An 18,718-nucleotide genomic window follows, 5' to 3' on the forward strand; every position below is an offset into this window, starting at 1 on the left:
AGGCAGGACAGTTCGTCCTGCCTTTTCTATATTCCAGAACATGTCATCCCACCCTTTGATCACCGTGGCGATCGCCGGACCATTGCGCCGGGCGTTTACCTATGCGACACATGACGCGATCGGACCGCTCACCCCCGGGCAACGACTGCTCGTTCCGTTCGGCAAAGGGAGAAAACTCGGCTACTATCTCGGTCCATCCGAACCACCTCCGGGCAATATTACGGTCAAGCAGGTGATCAAACCGCTGGATGAAGTCAGCTTTTTCTCCGCGGACCTGTTTCAATTCTGCCTCTGGATGGCTGATTACTATTTCGCTAATCCGGCGGATGTTCTCGCCTGCGCTCTTCCGTCGATGCTGAAATCCGCAGTGGCTGTCCGCTATCGCTGGGCCGACCAGATACTTACCATCCCAAAACAGGTTGAGTCACTCTGTAAACCAGGCAAGAAGATCTCTGCCGCCACACTACAGAGCATTCACCAGTCCGGAAAAACGATCTTTCGCAAGCTGGTGAGCGAGGGTCTGGTCGAAGAGATTTGGGATGGGGATGCCTCCGATGATTCCCAACGGATCGGTGGTTATCGGATGGCCGAGGATGCACAGCTTGAGACTCTGGCGGCAAAAGGGAAACAGCCCCCCGTGCCGTTTTACGGCGAAAAGAGCCGCAGTGAATTAAGAGAACTGGGCTGGAGTGAACACTACCTCGGAAAAGCGATCGCCCAACGGCTTCTTCTGCCGATCCCCGCAAAAGAAAACCATCCGCTTGATTTCATCAAGGGGCGGCCGGAAGTCCGGAGTATCTCACTCAACGCCGAACAACGGAGCGTTGTCGACACGGTGACACCAGCACTGACGGCGGGATTTAAACCCTTTCTCCTGCATGGTATCACCGGTTCGGGGAAAACGATCGTTTACTGTCACCTCGCGCAGGCGGTGATCGACCTTCACAAAACCGCGCTGGTCCTGACTCCTGAGATCGCGTTGAGTGGCGCGACCCTCGCGTACCTTCGCGGATTTTTCGGCGATCAGGTGACGGTCATTCATTCGGCCATGACCGACCGTGAACGGCTGGATAGCTGGCGCGGTATTCGACGCGGCAAGTATCGCATTGTGGTCGGACCACGCTCCGCCATCTTTGCGCCGCTCCCGGATCTCGGACTGATCATCGTCGATGAAGAGCATGATGGTTCATACAAGCAGGATGATCCTTCGCCGCGCTTTCATGGGCGAGATTGCGCCATCATGCGCGCCAAACAAAACAATATCCCCGTCCTGCTCGGCTCAGCCTCGCCATCGATTGAGTCATACTACCACGCCCGACAGGGGAGATACCATCTGCTGGAATTGACCCAGCGCCCCGGAGAAGCGGTCCTTCCGGAGATCCGGATTGTTGATATGCGGACCGAGGGAGTCAAGGGAGAGGCCGGCTTCGTTTCCCTTCCGCTCAAGAAGGAAGTTGAGAAGCGGCTGGCGCTCGACCAACAGGTGATTCTCTTCTTAAATCGACGGGGCTATTCGCCAATGCTCCGGTGTGGCGACTGCGGTCATATACCTCTCTGCCCGTCCTGTAATATCCGTCTGACCTACCATAAAGTTGGTCACCGCCTCACCTGTCATTATTGCGGATTTATCCGCTCCAACTACGATAACTGCGACCAATGTTTCGGGACAAAGATCCTCTACATGGGAGCCGGGACGCAGAAGGTGGAAGAGATGATCCCGAAACTGTTTGTTGGCGCCACCACCATTCGACTGGACTCGGACTCCGCAGGTGGGCGAGTCTCGGCGCATCGCATTCTGAATGCGTTCGCTCAGCGTGAGTACAACCTGTTGCTCGGGACACAAATGGTGACCAAGGGACTGGACATGCCGAATGTCTCGCTGGTCGGCGTCCTCTCTGCGGACAGCGGTTCCGATCTGCCGGACTTCCGCTCAACCGAAAAAACATTCGCCCGCCTCTTGCAGGTGGCCGGACGGTCCGGGCGTGCAGGAATTCGCGGCGAGGTCATCTTCCAGACCTACGCGCCGGAATCGGAGTTGATCACCGATGCTTCGCGGCAGGACTTCCGGTCGTTCTACGAACGGGAACTTCTCTCGCGCCAGGAATGCAGTTATCCGCCGTTTGTCAGACTTACTAATATCATCTTCTCGTCGCTCGAGGAAGCCTCGCTGGAGACAGTCGCGCTGGAGTTTCATGCCCGCCTCAAGGCGCGATTGGCACAAAGCGGTATCACTGCGCAACTGCTCGGCCCGCACCCGTGTCCGCTTTACCTTCTGCGCAAAAGCTACCGCCGTCATATCATCGTCAAGACCAACCAGCAGGTCGCATTCGTCCGGATGTTGACTCAATGGGAGGCGGAGGAATCGCGCTTCAAACTGCCGGCGGCGATCAAGGTCATTGTCGATATTGACCCGGATGATATGATGTAGTGCGAGTCGGCCTTCAACTCTCTATATTGTCAGTATGAAGCAGAGTACTAAACGATGTGCGGTTATTGTTGGTGGCGGCGCCGCTGGCTATTTTGCGGCGATCCGCGCGGCGGAATCATTCCCCGATCTGCGGGTTCTCCTCTTTGAAGCGACCCACCGCCCGTTGCTCAAAGTCCTTCTCTCGGGCGGCGAACGCTGCAATGTCACGCACAACTGCTTCGAACCGAACGAACTGATCAAAGGATACCCGCGCGGGAGCCAGGAGTTGCGCGGCCCTTTCAGCAGATTCCAGCCCAGAGATACTGTCGCCTGGTTCACCGCGCGAGGGGTGGAGCTAAAGACGGAGCCGGATGGCCGGATGTTTCCAGTTACCGACAGTTCCGCCACAGTGGCTGACTGCCTGAAACAGGCCGCAGAAGCCGCCGGCGTTGAAGTCCGACTGGCCGCCAGAGCCAAAGAGATCATTCGATCTTCGGGGGATGGATCCCGTTTCGAACTCCACCTCAAAGAAGGGGAGCCGATCATCGCGGACTCGATCCTTCTGGCTTCCGGCTCGACTCCATCCGGGTACAAGATGGCGGCATCGCTCGGCCATACGATCACCACTCTCGCCCCGTCACTTTTCACGTTTCAAATTCAGGATCGACGGCTCGATGGTCTTTCCGGTATTTCAGTTCCCAAAGCGCATCTCACGCTGACCATCCCGGACCAACACAAATTCGAGCAGACCGGCCCTCTTCTGATCACCCATTGGGGATTGAGCGGTCCCGCCGTGCTGAAACTTTCTGCCTGGGGCGCACGAGAACTGCAGAAAGCAAACTACCATGCCACCCTACATATCAACTGGCTGGTGAATCATACTCTCGAGTCGGCGCGCGTCATGCTCGATTCCTTCCGCGCCAAGCATCCGATCAAACAGATCCAGTCGGAAGGACCGTTTTTTCTCCCGAGACGGCTCTGGATCCGCATCACCGAACATGCGGGGATAGAACTCGATCGCACCTGGTCCAACCTGACCAGAGAGCAAGCCGCTTCTCTCTGCCATCAGCTTCTGCACAGCGAGTTTGCGGTTGTTGGCAAAGGGGAGTTTAAGGATGAGTTTGTCACCTGTGGTGGCGTCTCACTCAAAGAAGTTGACCTTCGGAATATGCAGAGCAAGCTTGTTCCGGGTCTCTTTTTCGCGGGAGAACTGCTCGATATCGACGGGATCACCGGCGGATTCAATTTCCAGGCCGCCTGGACAACCGGATGGATCGCCGGGTCGCATTTAGGTGATGCTCACTAACTTCGATTCCGTTGTCGAATCGCTGTACGAATAGTCGGACTTCAACTCTCTATCACAGCATAGAATCAGTCTGAATCTTTCTGAAAGGAAACTGTCATGAAGAAGAACATCGGGAATCTGGAACGGATCATTCGGATCGTCGCCGGGCTGGCGATCATATCACTCGCCTTTTGGGGCCCGAAATCTCCCTGGGCTTATCTTGGAGCAATCCCCCTCCTGACCGGACTGGTCGGATGGTGTCCACCGTATGCCATGCTGGGAATCTCCACCTGCAAGCAGACAGCAAAAACCAGTTCCGGACGATAACTCTTCCGGAACTGGTCTATGGTTTGAGTAGATTGAAAGACTATTGATCGTCAGATGACAGGTCGATCGGCTCGTCGGCATCCGCCTCGGCCATCTGGGCCAGGATCTCCGATGTGGCCTCGACATCCTCAGGATGTACCTGGATCTCGATCGCCCCGATCATCGGATTGTAGCCGACCTGCCCCATACTGAAGAGGCCAACGACACCCTCGTTTTTGGCGAAATACTGAATATCCGCATCCTCGAGCAACGATTTGGCGACCGCCAACTCAGGAGCGCTGGTGAATGTCCCAACCGTCACCAGTTCGACATAATCCATTTCATCTTCCGGTGCCAGTTCGGCCACCAGGGGAATTTCACAGTCAGTACACCGGGTTACCCCCTCAGTGTATTCAGCACGACATTTCGGACAAAACATATTTACCTCATTTCCAACCTAGTGACGCAAGTTACGGCATGCGACTGCCGGAAACCAATCCTAACTTTCGGCCTTCCGGATGGATTGACTTCGGCACCGCCTCTGCCTACAATACTACGTTTATACGACCGAATTCGACTATCAATATTCCGCAGGAACAACGACAAATGGTCATACGCGAATTAGCCCCCAACGACTCCCTCGAGGCCCTCACCGAACTACTCCACCGTGCCTATAAACAGCTTGCGGACATGGGGCTACGCTACCTGGCGACCCATCAGGATGTCGCCACCACCCAGCGCCGGATCTCCCGGGGAACCTGCTTTGTGGCGGAGATCGATGGCCGCATTGTCGGGACTATCACCTTCAACCCGCCGGGAATAGCCAAAGGCTCCCCCTATATCGAAAAAGCGGGGGTAGGGCATTTGCAGCAGATGGGAGTGGAACCGGGCCTCCAACGGCAGGGGATTGCCAAAGCCTTGATGACCCATGCCGAAAACTACGCTCGCCTGAACGGAGTGGCGGAGATCTCCATCGATACCGCCGAGACCGCAACTCATCTGATATCGTGGTATGAACGGATCGGCTACGAATTCAAAGAACATATCCAATGGGATGTCACCAACTACCGGTCAGTGGTGATGGGAAAGAAGCTGTAGTCGGGCCGACTTACTGCGGACGGTCAACTTTGGTCAGCGGGAGGGGGAGATCTGAACTCAGTATTGGTCTCCAGAACGCCTTCAACGAGTCGCTTTGATCTCCATTCCAGTATTCATATCCGGCCAAACCATAGTCATTGCTGAAATAGAACGCCCACGCTCTCGGGCCTAAACTTGAATCAGATAAGTTGAACTCACGCCAGAGAATTCGAGTCAGTCCGGTAAACGTAGTTCCTGCAAATGTCACCGACTGATCCAAGTTGGCGAACTGCTCCATCACCAGCGTCGGATAAAACGCTACAGTATCGAGAACCCTTTTCCCGATTTGAATGGAATCGGTAAGGCTGAGGAACAGATCTCTCCCACCCATTCGAAACTGCAGAGTATCTTCAGTGAATGCAATGTTCACAGGTGCGAAATGAAACCCTTCAAGCATCGAATAGCACACACCGCTGTCGGAGACAAAGGCAAAGGCGTTAGGGACATTGGCCAGCCAGAGACTGCTGTCAGTACCGTCATTGTAACGGTACCAGTACACGACGTTACGGTAGTTAATGGTTGTTTTGTCCCACACCCCGTTTCTGTTGCAGTCGAGGAACGGCATATACTTAGCCAGGCTATCTCTGGGGAGCTCAGCGGTTGAAACGCGGATTTCGCCATTGCCATCAATGTCATCAAACGGCAAATAGCCGTCCCACTCTGAGGGAGGAGTCTCAAGGCCATCATGCTTGCCATTATAGTTCAGGTCCTGATTGATAGCCGAGTTACTTGATCTGACAAATCCGTCAATGCCGTTATCGTATTTCCCGTTGCCGTTAAGATCGGTGTATGGCTCATCCAGAATGTGCTCAAAATCCACGATTGGCTCCCAGCCGCTCCTACTCCATGCCACCGCCGTGATTTCCGAAGTATCCTGTAGATTCACAAATGCAATTTCCCGGATATTCAGGAAGATCGCATCCGGGGGATTGGTCGACTTCTCCTCACCACAACCGACCAAGGAAAGGACTGTAACCACGATTAGCGCCACTGACACTATCACATTCGAGCTTTTCAGTCTCATCATCATCCTCTCACGGCCGGTCAACTTTGGTTAGGGGAAGGGGGAAGGAACCGGTAAACTGCTCACTGATGATGAAGTGCTGTTCGAACACTCCAAAGTAATCTCTGCACCGAATGTCAGCTTGTATCAGCCCAACCCCCTTGACGAAATAGAGGTCCCAACTCGCATTGCGGAATTGCTCGTGGTATGTGTACCGCCAACTAGCCGAATCAAAACGAATGTGCAGAACTTCATCCAGCTTGATATCGCCGAATTCAAAGTCGTTTAGAAATCTGGTATGTCGCTTGATCTCATCTCCCTCCCTGATCGACACGCTTTCCGATCTATGCTCATGGATCGACGCCGAATCCGCCAGCCGAAGGTATATGCCGTTGTTTATGAAGCCATAATAAGAGTACTGGGTGAACTCGATCTTCAATTCTGGAGACATTTGACTTCCAACAAACCAGTAATGCTTTCCAGAGTCTGAGAGAAAATAGTAAGCCGAGTCGATCCCGCTGACAAAGTGCTGAACACTGGCCGGATCGTATCCGTACGCTTCCCATCGTCCCAGCAGGGTGCCTTCATTGACCGCTGAATCCCATACGCCATTCCCATTCCAGTCAACAAAGGGCGCGTAAGCGCAGTCAGGAGACAAATATTCATTCCCAAGTCGAATTGTACCGTTGCCGTCCAGATCATCCAGGGGAATCATCGGTTCCCACTGAGACGGATGCATGTTCTCAGGACCGTCTCTTCGTCCATTGTAGTTTAGGTCCTGGTTGATGGACTGGTCACTCGATCGAATAAATCCGTCAATGCCATTGTCATATACTCCGTTGCCATTCACGTCGGTATACGGTTCACCGATGATCTCTTCCCAATTGACAAACGGCTCACAGGTGTCACGGGAATCGGTAAATCGCAAGACCATTATCTGGCTAGTATCATTGACGCAAAAAAGTAATCGACAGCTTTCGGAAATTCAGGCTCGGGCCTGACGGAGTTACTTGAGCCATCGCCCGAAGAGCAACCGAGACCGATCAAGCCGATCAGCAGAAAAACAGAAACTGCAGAAGAGAATCGTGACGAGTTCAAACCCATTACCCCTTATCTCGCCAATATACGACTCATTTGGCGATATTCAAGACGATATCCTCGGCCCTTCCGTGAACTCTCTAACCTATTGCTATGCAATACACTCTTCTCGCATTCTCCGCTTGAAATCTCGCCCTTCCGGAGCTATACTCTCACCGTCGGTCTGCCGAGACAGGGATGTTCCGCCTGGCAGAACGTGATACTGATAAATTCGTTCATACTCTATCATATCTGGAGGAGCTGGTGAAAGCTTTCAGGATTCTTTTTGCAGTTATTCTCGCACTCGGTTTGACCTCGTGTGGAGAAAAGAGCGGCGATACCGCTGACAGTGGTTCAAGCGGCTTTGCCGCCGATGCCGGCGTTAAACTTGATGGTCAGCCGATAACAGTGGCCAATGTCACTTTCACTCCGCCGGCCAATTGGAAAGATCTCGGATCATCCGGGATGCGCCAGGCGGTCTATGCCTACGGTCCGACCAACGGCGAAAGTGATTCCGCCACCATGATCGTCTTTTATTTTGGACCGACCGGCGGCGGCGGCGTGCAGGATAATATCGCGCGCTGGCTCGGGCAGATGTCGACCGCCGATGGCGGCGATGTTTCGGCCATCGCCAAGCAGTCCTCATTTGAAGTCGACGGTATGAAAGCGCACTGGGTCGAGGTCACCGGTACTTACAACGCCTCCATGGGTGGCGGCGGTATGCCGGGTGGCGCGTCTGAGCCGAAGAATGACTACCTGATGGCCGCGGCCGTGCTCGAAGGACCACAGGGGAATCTCTTCTTTAAGCTGACCGGTCCGCAAAAGACCGCGGCAGAAATGGTCGTCGGATTTAAAGCAATGATGGCGGCTGTCAAGAAAACCGCATGAACAGAATAACCGGGAAAAATAGTGAATAAGGAGTACGTATGAAGAAGTCAAACATGATGTTGGTTGCTGTCGCACTGCTGATGATGGCAATCGCAGTGATGGCCGCCGACCCGGCGGCTCCGCCGGCCGGCATGCCGGAAATGGGACCGCCAGCCGAAATGAAGCAGTTGGCGACCCTCGAAGGGACCTGGGATGTCGCGTCCAAGTTCAACATGAGCCAGGACCCGGCCGTCCCGCAGTGGATGGAATCCAAAGCCGTCGCCACCTACTCGTATGCGTGCGATGGTGCGGCGATGCTCTGCAACTATTCTGGTGACCCGATGATGGCTGGAATGCCCGGATTTAAGGGTTACATGGTGCAGGCCTGGGATCGTGAACTGAAGCAGTGGCAGGCCACCTGGGTCGACAATATGTCCGGCCGTATCTCTATCTACACCGGCACCGATGATGGCAAGCAGATGGTGATGACCGGCGAAGACCGGATGATGGGGCAGGTCTTCCTCTCCCGCATGACCGTCTCCAATCGCACCGAGACCTCGTACGATTGGAAGATGGAAGCGTCGATGGACGGCGGCAAGACCTGGTTCGAATCAGGTCAGTCCAAGTACACCAAGAGAAAGTAATTGGATCCAATCCAAACAGAAGGCAGGGCCGGCGGGCTCTGCCTTTTTATTTTGGACGAAACGATACTGACCGAAAGCTGTTACACAAACGTATGACTGATCTGAACAAATTGCGCTCGTACGCGGATATTCGGAAATTCGCCGACCCCGAAGCATTTTCACGCGCCACGAACTTCATCGCCTGGCACAACCGCCTGACGATGACCCCGATGCTGGAGCCCTGGGAAGCGCTGGTGGTGACACTGATGCATGAAGAGCGGCCGATCGATGGCCTCTTCTATACCGGTCTCAAAACGCTGTTGGAGGGCGTGCGCACTGAACCAGTGCTCTCACTCGAACAGGCGAAAGATCAGAGCGAAAATACTTCTCGAGCAGCTCACACAGGGGAAATAAAAAAGGACCATTCGAGGGGAGAATGGCCCTTAACAGGTATGGTAGGTACTAGATAGCAGGTACCTAATTTTTTGCTCAGTCTAATTTCGGCTGTTTTTCGCCAGCTCTTCCAGGAACAACTTCACCGATTTCGCTCCCGCTGCATCCGGATACGAGGCAGTTTCCATCGGCACGGCATCTTCCACATTCTGCCCCAGTCGCTCCGAAAGGGTCCGTCGGACCATATCGGCGATCCGCCGTCCGGCAATCATTGCATTCTGACGAGGGGTTTCGGGGAAGAGGAGGGCGACATGGGAGTCATCGAGAAGGGTCACAGTGTCGGTACAGCGAATGCGAGCGTTCGCCGCGTCCATGATCGATTTGACCACTTCATCAGCCCCAGTCGACATGTGCTTTCGCACAACCGTCAGGTCGAGCACGATGAGGGAGACGAAAATGCGGTACCGTTCTGCGCGCTTCAGCTCAAGGTCGGCTTGCGCAAGAAAGGAAGCATGGTCCGAAGGTGGTAGGTGGCGAGTTTCTATCTGGCTCATTGCTCTTCTTTTTTTATCTCTCTGTTCAGCTTCTACACAGCAAGAACTGTTCCACTTCCAAAAAATAGCCGGTTATCAACCGAGATAAATACGACCGAAACTCTCTAATTAGTCTCCGTTCCTCGTATGCTATTGCCAAATAGCAACTTAACTATTGTTCTCACCATCCAAGCGGTCGTTTCCGAACAGGAAAAATCCGACCTGTGCGCATGGCGATGCACAACCGAACAACCCGGAAATGCATCGAATGGTTTCCCCCGGAAGATTATTTCGAGTTCAGGTCGTAGTCTTTGATCTTGTAAAGAAGTGACCGGTAGCTGATCTGGAGGATATCCGCCGCTTTGCGACGGTTCCAGTTGGTTTTGGTCAGCACCTCGGCGATCAGCTTCTTTTCTTCGCTGGCGATAGTTTTGCCCAGCCGGTTTTTGAGCGACAGATCGGCGCCAGGCTCGCTGGGACCATCGGGCTCAATCGGCTCAGCCGGCATTCCAAAGCCACCACGGGCTGCATGTCCCGCAACCGCAAGAGCCGGCTCAGGCATATACACCTGCTGTGCCGAAGAGGCCAGCAGTTCTGCCACGATCGTCTCATCCCCTCGCACCACCACCTGCTTGATCATATTCTCCAACTGGCGGACATTTCCCGGCCAATGGTAGGCGACCAACTGGTTGATGATCTCGGGGGAGAGCTGGTAGAATTCCCGCTTGTAGAGCTTGTTGTATTTCTCGAGGAAGTGGTTCACCAGTAACGGGACATCTTCCTTCCGTTGACGGAGCGACGGCAGATAGAGGGTGATCTCATTCAGGCGATAGAAGAGGTCATCGCGGAAGCCATGTTCGGCGATCGCCTGCTCGAGATTTCGATTGGTCGCGCAGATGATCCGGACGTCCACATGGATATTCTGTATCCCGCCAACCCGGACGAACTCCTGTTGCTCCAGCACCTGAAGCAGTTTCGACTGGAGTTCGAGCGGCATGTCGCCGATTTCGTCGAGGAAGATCGTCCCCCGATTGGCCAGCTCGAAACGCCCCTGCTTGGTTTTGTGCGCGCCGGTGAAGGCTCCCTTTTCATAGCCGAATAGCTCGGCCTCGAGCAGGTCGCGGGGGATAGCGGCGCAATTGACTTTAACGAACGCAGCATCGCGACGCGCCGACAACTGGTGAAGCGAACGAGCGACGATCTCTTTTCCCGTGCCGGATTCGCCACGGATCAGGACGGTCAACTCGGAGTCGGCCACCTGTTCGATCAACGCTTTGACTTTATTCATCGCGGCGGAATCGCCGATGAAATTCGAATAATTGGACTTGGATTGAAGTTCTTTCTTCAGGTCGGAAACTTCACGGCGAAGTTTCACGCGCTCCAGAACCGCGTTGATACGGGTCTCAACCTCGCGGACATCAAACGGCTTGTCGATAAACTCGGCCGCACCCAGTTTGACTGCCTCGACCACATTTTTGGTCTCGCCGTGGCCGGAGATCATGATCACTTCCGGACGGTTGTCTACCTTGTTGAGTTTTTCGAGCACCTCGAGGCCGGTCATGCCGGGCATCTTGATATCCAGCAGGATCAGGTCGGGTCGCTCGGTGGAGACCATCTGGATCCCCTCGATCCCGTCCCGTCCGGCGACAAACTCGAAACTCGATGACAGACCTTCAGATAGAATCCAGGAGACTTTTGGGTCATCATCAATGACTAAAATTTTGGTCTTTGTGCGTGCCATATTTTTCCAGTATGCAATTGAAATCAGATAGTGATAAGTATCGGCAGGCTAGATGAAGAATCAAGCCTAAACTCACGCCGATTGCCACTTTTTCGCAAGAAAATGCACTAGGCGGACTGAATCGGGAGATAAACCGTAAAGGTTGTCCCTTGTCCCTCAACCGATTCCACCCGAAGAGTACCGGCATGGGCGGAAATGATCCGCTCAACCACCGACAGCCCCAGCCCGGTTCCGGTCTCTTTGGTCGTGTAATAGCGGTCGAAAATTCGCGCCAACACCTCTTTTTTGATACCGACACCGGTATCGATCACCCGGATAGCAAGGAAGTTGTGCTTTTTGTGTGGCGGTCGTTCCACCAGCCCGTGGACACTGAGAGTCCCGCCCGACTGCATGGCATCGATCGCATTAATGAAGAGATTGAGAAACATCTCGAGGATCTGATTCCGGTTGACGAAAGTCTCCCACTGCCCTTCCTCGAACTTGGCCGAAAACTGCACCTTGTATTTGCGCATATCCGGCCCGACCAGTTCGGCGGCACGCTGGACTGTCTGGCGAAGGTCAACCTGATTGGTTTCGTACTTGTTTGGGTTGGAGAAATCGATCAGTTCATGCACCAGTTCATCCATGCGGGAGATCTCAGACCCCATCAAATCGAAAACATCTGAGTTTTTGTCGGTGTCTACCCTCTGACGGAGGATCTGCACCCCCCCGGAGATATTGGTCAACGGTTTTCGAAGGTCGTGTGAGATCTCCGAGATCATATTCCCCATAGTGAGCAGGCGGGTACCATTCAGGATAGCTTTCTCCCGCTCGAACAACAGCGCGGACTGTGACACCACCAGCTTGGCCAGCGAGATATCGTCATCGCTGTAGTCGCGGTCGGACTTGGCGCCAAAACAGAAGAGGTGCGCCAGTTCGTCGTTACGCAGGATCGGGATCGCCATGAAGCCTCGCCCGGGATCCGGGTAATGGACAAACGCGGTCAGCCGTTCGCCGACCAGATCGGAGATCAGCCGGACATCCTCAAGATCAAACGCTTCCAGGTCGGCTCCCTGGATGACGATCGTCTCGCGGTCGATCGCGGCCAGATTGATCCGTCCCGATTCAGTCAGCGGGATATTGGCATCGCCGATCGCGGCATCCGGAATGAGCGCCTTGTTGCTCGGCTCCCAGTTGAACCAGATGGCGTAATCGATCGGGAATATGCGCGACAACTTCTTGACCAGCAACGCGCGAAACTGATAGAAAGACTGGATCGAGGAGAGTTCGTTGGTCACTTCGTGCAGTATCTCGAATTCGATCAACCGTCGACGGCTCCGCTCGAATTGGTAGGCATCATCGACCGCCACCGCTGCCTGCGAGGCGAAGGTCGTCAGCAACCGAAGGTCATCCTGCGTAAAGGCTTTCTCGCCTTCCTTATTCGCCATATTAATGACGCCGAGGATCGTATTTTTGATTCGCAACGGAACCGACAGGAGAGAGGCAGACCCATACCGCTCCTTGTTGATCCGCTTGAAGCGCGGGTCATGCTCGACATCCGCGATTATGATCGGTTCGCCGGTTTCGGCGACATGTCCGGCAATTGATTCACCGACAGGTAGACGGGTGCTTTCCACAATCTCATCAGCGAGGCCGATTGCCGCCTCGATCGTCAGGCATTCGCGGCGTTCATCAAACAGCATGATCGAACCGACCTGCGCCTCTGTCACGGTCGCTGCCAGCGCGACTATTTGGCGCAGCAACTCCTGCAAATTGGCGGTGGAGCCGATCGACTTGCCTGCCTCGTAGAGTGCATTCAATTCGCCAATGCGACGCTCAAGGATAAGATTAGAGAGCTTGAGTTCTTCGAGCAGCCGAAGTCTGGCTATCTCCGAACGGCGCTTGTCGAGCGCACGACGGACCGCCAGTTCGAGATAAGCGAATTCAACCGGTTTGAGAAGATAATCATATGCCCCCTGCGCGATAGCATCGAGCGCCGTCTGCAATGAGGCGTAACCGGTCATCAGGATAACCGGGATCCCTTCGTCTATATGCTTCACCGCTTTGAGGATCTCAAGGCCGTCAAGATCAGGCATCTTGATATCGGTGATCACCAGATCGACCTTTTCGCCGCGGATAGCTTCGACCGCTTCCGGGGAGCGCTGGAAACTGGAAACGCGATAGCCGTTCCCTTCCAGAAGCGCGGTCAGCGATTCGCACATCCGCTTTTCGTCGTCGATTATGACAATCTTTTCCGCTAATGGTGTCACCGATTTAGTCCTCTTTGGCGGCGGGGAGCGTTATCTCAAAGCAGCTCCCGGGGTTGAGATTCCTAAATGTTATCGACCCATTATGGCTTTTAATTATCCCATAGCAGACCGAAAGACCCAGGCCGGTCCCTTTCCCCACCTCTTTGGTCGTGAAAAACGGCTCAAAAATGTGAGCAGCAACATCGGCCGGTATTCCTGGCCCCGTATCGCAGACCTCGATCACTACCTGGTGGTCGGTCCGTCGTCCCTGAAGGATCACCTTACCGCCATCCGGCATAGCGTCGCGGGCATTGATCAGCAGATTGAGAAAAACCTGTTTCAGGCTGTCGACCGAACCCATCACGATATACGGCCCATGCGGGAGACGCTGTTCGATCTCAACTCCCGCAGATTCAAGCAAACGACCCGTGAAAGAGAGCACATCCTCGATTACCGCATTCAGGTCGACCCGATTCATCTCCATCGGCTGCGGGCGATGGAAATCGAGCAGTTGACGGACGATCGACGCGATCCGATCGATCTCACCCTCAACCACCCCAAGATGCCCCATGGAGGATGGATTCTCCGCGATCGAACGACGTATCAATAGCAGATAGTTTTTGATGATCCCAAGCGGGTTGTTGACCTCATGCGCGATCGAGGCGGACATCTGGCCGAGTGCGGCCAGACGTTCCGTCTGCAGCAACTGCTGCTGGGCTTCGCGCAATGCGGTAGTCGCCATCTTTTCCGCTTCATACAGGCGCGCATTCTCGATAGCGACGGCGATCTGGTTTCCCAGAATGGAAAGGAACTCAAGATCATCGAGTTGGAACTCTCGCCCTGATATCTTATCCGACATCGCGAACAGCCCGATCAATCGCGTCTGATAGATGAGCGGAACTATGATGCCTGAGTGAAAATGCTGCAGGATCTCCAGGTCATGCTCTTCGGCAACCTCATTGACAAGATCCTGCACCAGTACGGGACGGTTGAGTCGCGTGATATAATCGATCAGTTTGCTTTGCTCGCGGAATGCCTGTCCCTGGGTGGGGAAGGAGCCCGACCCCTTGCTTTTGACCAGACAGAACGCCTGTTTGCACTCTTCTCCTTTGAGGAATATCCCCCCCTTGAGTGCGCCTACCTGCCCGAGGCAGGTGAAGATAAACGTATCGAGCAGTGATTGATACTTGAGGACGGCGTTGAAATTCCGGCTGATCTCGAAGATCGTGTAGAGGTCGAAGATCTTTCGCTTGAGCTGGCGGTTGCTGTCGGTCAGTTCGCCGACTTTTTCCTCGAGCTGCGACCGAAGTTGCACTATCGCGTCGGACTCGACCGCACCGGCGGTCTTGCGCGGCGCACGCGGTTTCGCCGCAGGGCGGCGATTGGTCTGCTTCTTCGGCTTTGCAGTTTCGTCGGTCATGACTTCCCGTACGTTTGCAGGAATTCTCCAACTAGGTAGTGTGACCCGATCACGGCGACAATATCGTCATTATCAATATCCGGCAACAACAGCTTTATCGCGGTCTTGAGGTCGGCACATTTCCAGACCGGCAACCCCTTGAAGTCGATCGTCTCAACCATCTCTTTCGGGCTGACCGAGCGGTGGGTCTTCATATTGACCAGCATATAGCGCCGTCCGATCTGCCAGAACGTGTCAAACATCGTCTGGTGGTCTTTACGTTTGACCAGCCCGATGATGATCGCCGGGCGATGTTTCGGGAAGCGCCGCTTGTACGATGCGACAAACGCTTCCGCGCCACCTGCGTTGTGGCAGACATCGAGTACAAAGGTCGGCATCCCTTTTGGCTTGATCACCTGGAAACGTCCGGACCAATCGGTATGCCGGATCCCTTCCACCACCGCCTTTTTGCTCACCGTCAGTCCGCTCGCTTTGAGCACGGAAAGCGCCTTGAGCGCCAGCGCCGCATTGGTCAACTGGTGGGTGCCAATCAGCGCCGGTTTCAGCTTCTTGAACGAAAATTGCGGTGATTTGAAATCGAGCGCAAACCGCTCCGGATGACTGGTAAAGTCATTTGGCGTCAGTTTCGCCAACGTGGCGCCAACCTTTTTGCACCGTTCGCGCATTACTTTCTCGGCATCGCGGGGGAGCATCCCGATCAGGTGCGGAACATCTTTCTTGATTATCCCCGCCTTCTCACCGGCGATCTTTTTGATACTCCGCCCCAGTATCTCCACATGGTCGAAACTGATATCCGTGCAAATAGTCAAGTCGGGAGTCAGCACATTGGTGGCGTCGAGACGTCCCCCGAGGCCAACCTCGATCACGGCGATATCAATCTTACTGTCGCGGAAATATTCGAAAGCGAGAGCGGTGACTACTTCAAAGAACGAGAGTTTTTTTTTACCAGTACCGAGCGGTACCGGTCGACAAACTTCTGGATCGCCTGTTTCCTGATCGGCGCCCCGTTCACTTTCACCCGCTCGCGGAAATCTACCAGATGGGGTGATGTATACAGCCCGACTTTGTACCCCTGCGCCTGCAGCGCCGACGCGATCATCGCGCAGGTCGAACCTTTACCGTTGGTGCCGGCTACATGAATGGTCCGATATTCATTCTGCGGGTCACCCAGTGAACGCAGAAATTCTGATATATTCTCCAACCCCAGTTTCATGCCGAAAAATTCCCGCGAAAGCAGGAATTTCTCCGCCTGGGGATAGCTATGTTCTCTCACGATGGTTCTCCTCCGAAATAGCGAAGCAATCTGATCGTTGTCTCACGGAGATCTTTCCGTTCGACGATCTTGTCGAGAAATCCTTTATCCATAAAGAACTCGGATGACTGGAATCCTTCCGGAAGATCCTGCCCGATCGTCTGTTGAATGACGCGCGGTCCGGCGAACCCTAGCAGCGCTTTGGGCTCGGCGATGATCACATCGCCCAGCGAGGCATACGAAGCCATCACACCGGCAGTGGTCGGGTTAGTCAGGATCGAAATATACGGGAGTCTCTTTTCGGCCAGCACTGCCAGCAACGCCGAAGTCTTGGCCATCTGCATCAGCGAAAGAATCCCTTCCTGCATGCGGGCGCCGCCCGAACAGGAAACGATGATCAACGGCTTGTTCCCTTCGATCGCGCGGTCGATCGCGCGAGCGATCTTTTCACCAACCACCGAACCCATCGAGCCGCCGATAAACGAAAAATCCATGATCGCAAAGGAGATCGGGATCCCGCCCATCTCCGCCGGTCCGGCGATCACCCCCTCAACCGATTCGGCCTTGGCCGAGGCATCACGCAATCTGTCGGGATACCGCTTGGAATCTTTGAAATGCAGCGGATCACCCGAAACGAGATTGTTGTCCATCTCTTCGATCCGTCCGCCATCCAGCAACAACTGGATATACTTACGGGACGGTATACGGAAATGAAAATTGCAGGCCGGGCAGACCCACAACAACTGTTCCATCTTTTTGCTGTAGACGATCTCACCACAGGAGGTGCACTTGGTCCAGAGACCTTCCGGTATATTGCGCTTCTCCTGGGGGACGATGCCTGAGCGTGCTTTACGGAACCATTCCATAGTTAATTCATATCCTTGTCATCAGTCAAATGGCGGACCATCACCAGTGCATCCTCGATAGGGCGACGGTAATAATTGGGCCGCCGGTACAGGAGCTCGAAGTTGTACTTTTCGTAGAAGCGTATCGCTTCCATATTCGATGGTCTCACTTCGAGCAGGATGAGGGTACAATCGAACTCCGCAACGATCTCTAAGATACGATCCAGAAGCAGCTTAGCAACTGATTTTCTGCGCCAGACCGGGTCGACCGCTATGTTGGTCAGGTGAGACTCATCGGCTACAATAAGATAGCATCCGTAGCCGACGATCGCGCCATTCAGTTCCGCGACGATCGCCCCCCAGTATGGTCCCTTCAATTGCTCAACAAATGCCGTGCGCGGCCAGGGATCGGAGAACGCAATGCGCTCCAACTCCATCACGCGCTCGATATCCGCCTCCACCATCGGCCGAATGCTGATATTACTGACCGGCTTGTCCGTGTCGCTGATCAAAGCGAAGCTCCGCCTGTGATTTTCCATAATAGAGCGGCTCCAGTTTGCCGATATCCGCAAACTCGCCGATCTGCAATTTGTGTCTTCCGATGTAATGAAGATCCGCCGGGCCGAAATTGATCCGCGGCACCACCACATTCGCCCCTGCAATCAATCTGTTCAGATCGAGGCCGATCCCGGCAACCGGACGGTCATTGAGATACTCTTTCAACCTCTCTTCAGGAACGGCATCAACCGCGTGCAGGTCGACATTCCCTTCCTTCACCGTCGCCACCAGATATTCGCCGCGACGCACCTGTATCATGACCAGCACCGGTTCGGGATGATTGCGCAACAGAAACGCCGCAACCTCATAAAGCGAAACCGAGGCGATCGGTATAGAGAGCGCCGATGCCATCCCTTTCGCGATTGCCAACCCTATGCGAAGCCCGGTGAATGATCCGGGGCCTGAGGAAACTACTATCCCCTCCAACTGCTTGACCTCGCCGCCCGCCGAATTGAAAAGATCGGTCATCTTGCGAACGATCACCTGGCCATGCGAACGGTCCACCTGATCGGTGGCGGTGACTATGCGGTCTTCACCAAAACTGAGCGCTAGTTTTAGTTCCGGTGTAGAGGTCTCTATCGCCAGCACATTGTCGAATTGCCGTTCTGTTGTCATTGGACCAGCGCTATCTGGATCTCTCGCTCCGTTTCGGATTTCATCACAAAATCGATCTGGTAGTAGCGAGAAGGGAGGAGCCCGACCGCCTTTTCTCCCCATTCAACCACCACGATCCCATCGCGTAACAAATAGTCATCCCAGCCGATCTCGTACAACTCCGCGGGATTCTTGATCCGATAGAGATCAAAGTGATAAAGCGGCAATTCGCCGGGATATTCATTGACCATACCAAATGAGGGAGAGCTGACCATCGATTCCTGCAACCCCAGCCCTTGTACCAGCCCACGCACAAAAACTGTTTTCCCCGAACCAAGTGGTCCGGTCAGCACGAGCAGGTCGCCCGTGACAAAAGATGCCGCCAGACGCTTCGCCAGCGCCAGCGTCTCTTCTTCCGAATGCGAGGTAATAGCCAGAACCCGACCCAC

At 54.4% G+C, this 18,718-nt stretch carries 19 protein-coding genes; 7 read left to right on the forward strand and 12 right to left on the reverse strand.

All coding sequences use genetic code 11. The features are described from left to right. The first annotated feature begins 40 nt into the window (after positions 1-40). The 3 genes from priA to IPH75_10800 all read left to right on the forward strand — a co-directional run bounded on the left by priA (position 41) and on the right by IPH75_10800 (position 4,019). A complete protein-coding gene (gene priA, locus IPH75_10790; GenBank protein MBK7142555.1) occupies positions 41-2,428 on the forward strand; it encodes a primosomal protein N' in 2,388 nt (795 codons plus the stop codon). Between the two features lie 34 nt (positions 2,429-2,462). Continuing rightward, on the forward strand, positions 2,463-3,713 hold the full coding sequence (locus IPH75_10795) for an NAD(P)/FAD-dependent oxidoreductase (GenBank protein MBK7142556.1): 1,251 nt from the start codon (positions 2,463-2,465) through the stop codon (positions 3,711-3,713). Positions 3,714-3,809: 96 nt separating this feature from the next. Then, positions 3,810-4,019: a DUF2892 domain-containing protein gene (locus tag IPH75_10800; protein ID MBK7142557.1), complete on the forward strand. Its 210-nt coding sequence runs from the start codon at positions 3,810-3,812 to the stop codon at positions 4,017-4,019. A 40-nt stretch (positions 4,020-4,059) separates the two neighbouring features. On the opposite strand, the gene IPH75_10805 is transcribed toward IPH75_10800, so the two are convergent. Further along, on the reverse strand, positions 4,060-4,365 hold the full coding sequence (locus tag IPH75_10805; GenBank protein ID MBK7142558.1) for a DUF2007 domain-containing protein: 306 nt from the start codon (positions 4,363-4,365) through the stop codon (positions 4,060-4,062). Between the two features lie 239 nt (positions 4,366-4,604). On the opposite strand from IPH75_10805, the gene IPH75_10810 reads away from it, so the two are divergent. Further along, positions 4,605-5,096: a GNAT family N-acetyltransferase gene (locus IPH75_10810; GenBank protein MBK7142559.1), complete on the forward strand. Its 492-nt coding sequence runs from the start codon at positions 4,605-4,607 to the stop codon at positions 5,094-5,096. Between the two features lie 10 nt (positions 5,097-5,106). Here the strand turns inward: IPH75_10810 and IPH75_10815 are convergent, their stop codons facing one another. Beyond that, positions 5,107-6,132 carry a hypothetical protein gene (locus IPH75_10815; protein MBK7142560.1) on the reverse strand — a complete coding sequence of 342 codons (1,026 nt, stop codon included), beginning with the start codon at positions 6,130-6,132 and terminating at the stop codon, positions 5,107-5,109. Positions 6,133-6,169: 37 nt separating this feature from the next. After that, positions 6,170-7,072, reverse strand: coding sequence for a hypothetical protein (locus IPH75_10820; protein ID MBK7142561.1), 903 nt, complete (start codon positions 7,070-7,072; stop codon positions 6,170-6,172). Positions 7,073-7,479: 407 nt separating this feature from the next. Here IPH75_10820 and IPH75_10825 point away from each other — a divergent pair, with 407 nt between their 5' ends. The 3 genes from IPH75_10825 (at position 7,480) to IPH75_10835 (ending at position 9,175) form a co-directional block, all read left to right on the forward strand. Continuing rightward, positions 7,480-8,103 (forward strand): hypothetical protein, encoded by a 624-nt coding sequence (locus tag IPH75_10825; GenBank protein ID MBK7142562.1) that lies wholly within the window; start codon positions 7,480-7,482, stop codon positions 8,101-8,103. A gap of 38 nt (positions 8,104-8,141) precedes the next feature. Then, positions 8,142-8,726 (forward strand): DUF1579 family protein, encoded by a 585-nt coding sequence (locus IPH75_10830; GenBank protein ID MBK7142563.1) that lies wholly within the window; start codon positions 8,142-8,144, stop codon positions 8,724-8,726. A 92-nt stretch (positions 8,727-8,818) separates the two neighbouring features. Next, positions 8,819-9,175 (forward strand): hypothetical protein, encoded by a 357-nt coding sequence (locus IPH75_10835; GenBank protein ID MBK7142564.1) that lies wholly within the window; start codon positions 8,819-8,821, stop codon positions 9,173-9,175. 24 nt (positions 9,176-9,199) lie between these two features. On the opposite strand, the gene IPH75_10840 is transcribed toward IPH75_10835, so the two are convergent. From IPH75_10840 to tsaE, 9 genes are all read right to left on the reverse strand, one after another. Continuing rightward, complete coding sequence (locus IPH75_10840; GenBank protein MBK7142565.1) at positions 9,200-9,652, reverse strand: hypothetical protein; 453 nt, start codon at positions 9,650-9,652, stop codon at positions 9,200-9,202. Positions 9,653-9,917: 265 nt separating this feature from the next. Further along, positions 9,918-11,372 (reverse strand): sigma-54-dependent Fis family transcriptional regulator, encoded by a 1,455-nt coding sequence (locus tag IPH75_10845; GenBank protein MBK7142566.1) that lies wholly within the window; start codon positions 11,370-11,372, stop codon positions 9,918-9,920. A gap of 107 nt (positions 11,373-11,479) precedes the next feature. Then, positions 11,480-13,621, reverse strand: a complete 2,142-nt coding sequence (locus IPH75_10850) for a GAF domain-containing protein (protein ID MBK7142567.1) — start codon at positions 13,619-13,621, stop codon at positions 11,480-11,482. A 4-nt stretch (positions 13,622-13,625) separates the two neighbouring features. Then, entirely contained in the window at positions 13,626-15,020 is a 1,395-nt protein-coding gene (locus tag IPH75_10855) for a GAF domain-containing protein (GenBank protein MBK7142568.1), read from the reverse strand. Further along, positions 15,017-16,126 carry a hypothetical protein gene (locus IPH75_10860; GenBank protein ID MBK7142569.1) on the reverse strand — a complete coding sequence of 370 codons (1,110 nt, stop codon included), beginning with the start codon at positions 16,124-16,126 and terminating at the stop codon, positions 15,017-15,019. The genes IPH75_10855 and IPH75_10860 overlap by 4 nt, the downstream gene beginning before the upstream one ends. Before the next feature lie 163 nt (positions 16,127-16,289). Continuing rightward, positions 16,290-17,138, reverse strand: coding sequence for an acetyl-CoA carboxylase carboxyltransferase subunit beta (locus IPH75_10865; GenBank protein ID MBK7142570.1), 849 nt, complete (start codon positions 17,136-17,138; stop codon positions 16,290-16,292). Positions 17,139-17,140: 2 nt separating this feature from the next. Further along, positions 17,141-17,629 carry a ribosomal protein S18-alanine N-acetyltransferase gene (rimI, locus tag IPH75_10870; GenBank protein ID MBK7142571.1) on the reverse strand — a complete coding sequence of 163 codons (489 nt, stop codon included), beginning with the start codon at positions 17,627-17,629 and terminating at the stop codon, positions 17,141-17,143. Then, a complete protein-coding gene (gene tsaB, locus IPH75_10875) occupies positions 17,598-18,290 on the reverse strand; it encodes a tRNA (adenosine(37)-N6)-threonylcarbamoyltransferase complex dimerization subunit type 1 TsaB (GenBank protein ID MBK7142572.1) in 693 nt (230 codons plus the stop codon). The genes rimI and tsaB overlap by 32 nt, the downstream gene beginning before the upstream one ends. Beyond that, complete coding sequence (tsaE, locus tag IPH75_10880; GenBank protein ID MBK7142573.1) at positions 18,287-18,718, reverse strand: tRNA (adenosine(37)-N6)-threonylcarbamoyltransferase complex ATPase subunit type 1 TsaE; 432 nt, start codon at positions 18,716-18,718, stop codon at positions 18,287-18,289. Before tsaE ends, tsaB begins: the two co-directional genes overlap by 4 nt.

The sequence above is a fragment of the bacterium genome (assembly GCA_016708025.1).
Lineage (GTDB): Bacteria > Zixibacteria > MSB-5A5 > GN15 > FEB-12 > FEB-12.

Excerpts from the sequence above, each read along its gene's own strand:
- priA (MBK7142555.1), top strand. The coding sequence starts at position 41 with ATGTCATCCCACCCTTTGATCACCGTGGCGATCGCCGGACCATTGCGC.
- IPH75_10795 (MBK7142556.1), top strand. The coding sequence starts at position 2,463 with ATGAAGCAGAGTACTAAACGATGTGCGGTTATTGTTGGTGGCGGCGCC.
- IPH75_10800 (MBK7142557.1), top strand. The coding sequence starts at position 3,810 with ATGAAGAAGAACATCGGGAATCTGGAACGGATCATTCGGATCGTCGCC.
- IPH75_10810 (MBK7142559.1), top strand. The coding sequence starts at position 4,605 with ATGGTCATACGCGAATTAGCCCCCAACGACTCCCTCGAGGCCCTCACC.
- IPH75_10820 (MBK7142561.1), bottom strand. The coding sequence starts at position 7,072 with ATGGTCTTGCGATTTACCGATTCCCGTGACACCTGTGAGCCGTTTGTC.
- IPH75_10830 (MBK7142563.1), top strand. The coding sequence starts at position 8,142 with ATGAAGAAGTCAAACATGATGTTGGTTGCTGTCGCACTGCTGATGATG.
- IPH75_10835 (MBK7142564.1), top strand. The coding sequence starts at position 8,819 with ATGACTGATCTGAACAAATTGCGCTCGTACGCGGATATTCGGAAATTC.
- IPH75_10840 (MBK7142565.1), bottom strand. The coding sequence starts at position 9,652 with ATGAGCCAGATAGAAACTCGCCACCTACCACCTTCGGACCATGCTTCC.
- IPH75_10845 (MBK7142566.1), bottom strand. The coding sequence starts at position 11,372 with ATGGCACGCACAAAGACCAAAATTTTAGTCATTGATGATGACCCAAAA.
- IPH75_10855 (MBK7142568.1), bottom strand. The coding sequence starts at position 15,020 with ATGACCGACGAAACTGCAAAGCCGAAGAAGCAGACCAATCGCCGCCCT.
- IPH75_10865 (MBK7142570.1), bottom strand. The coding sequence starts at position 17,138 with ATGGAATGGTTCCGTAAAGCACGCTCAGGCATCGTCCCCCAGGAGAAG.
- tsaB (MBK7142572.1), bottom strand. The coding sequence starts at position 18,290 with ATGACAACAGAACGGCAATTCGACAATGTGCTGGCGATAGAGACCTCT.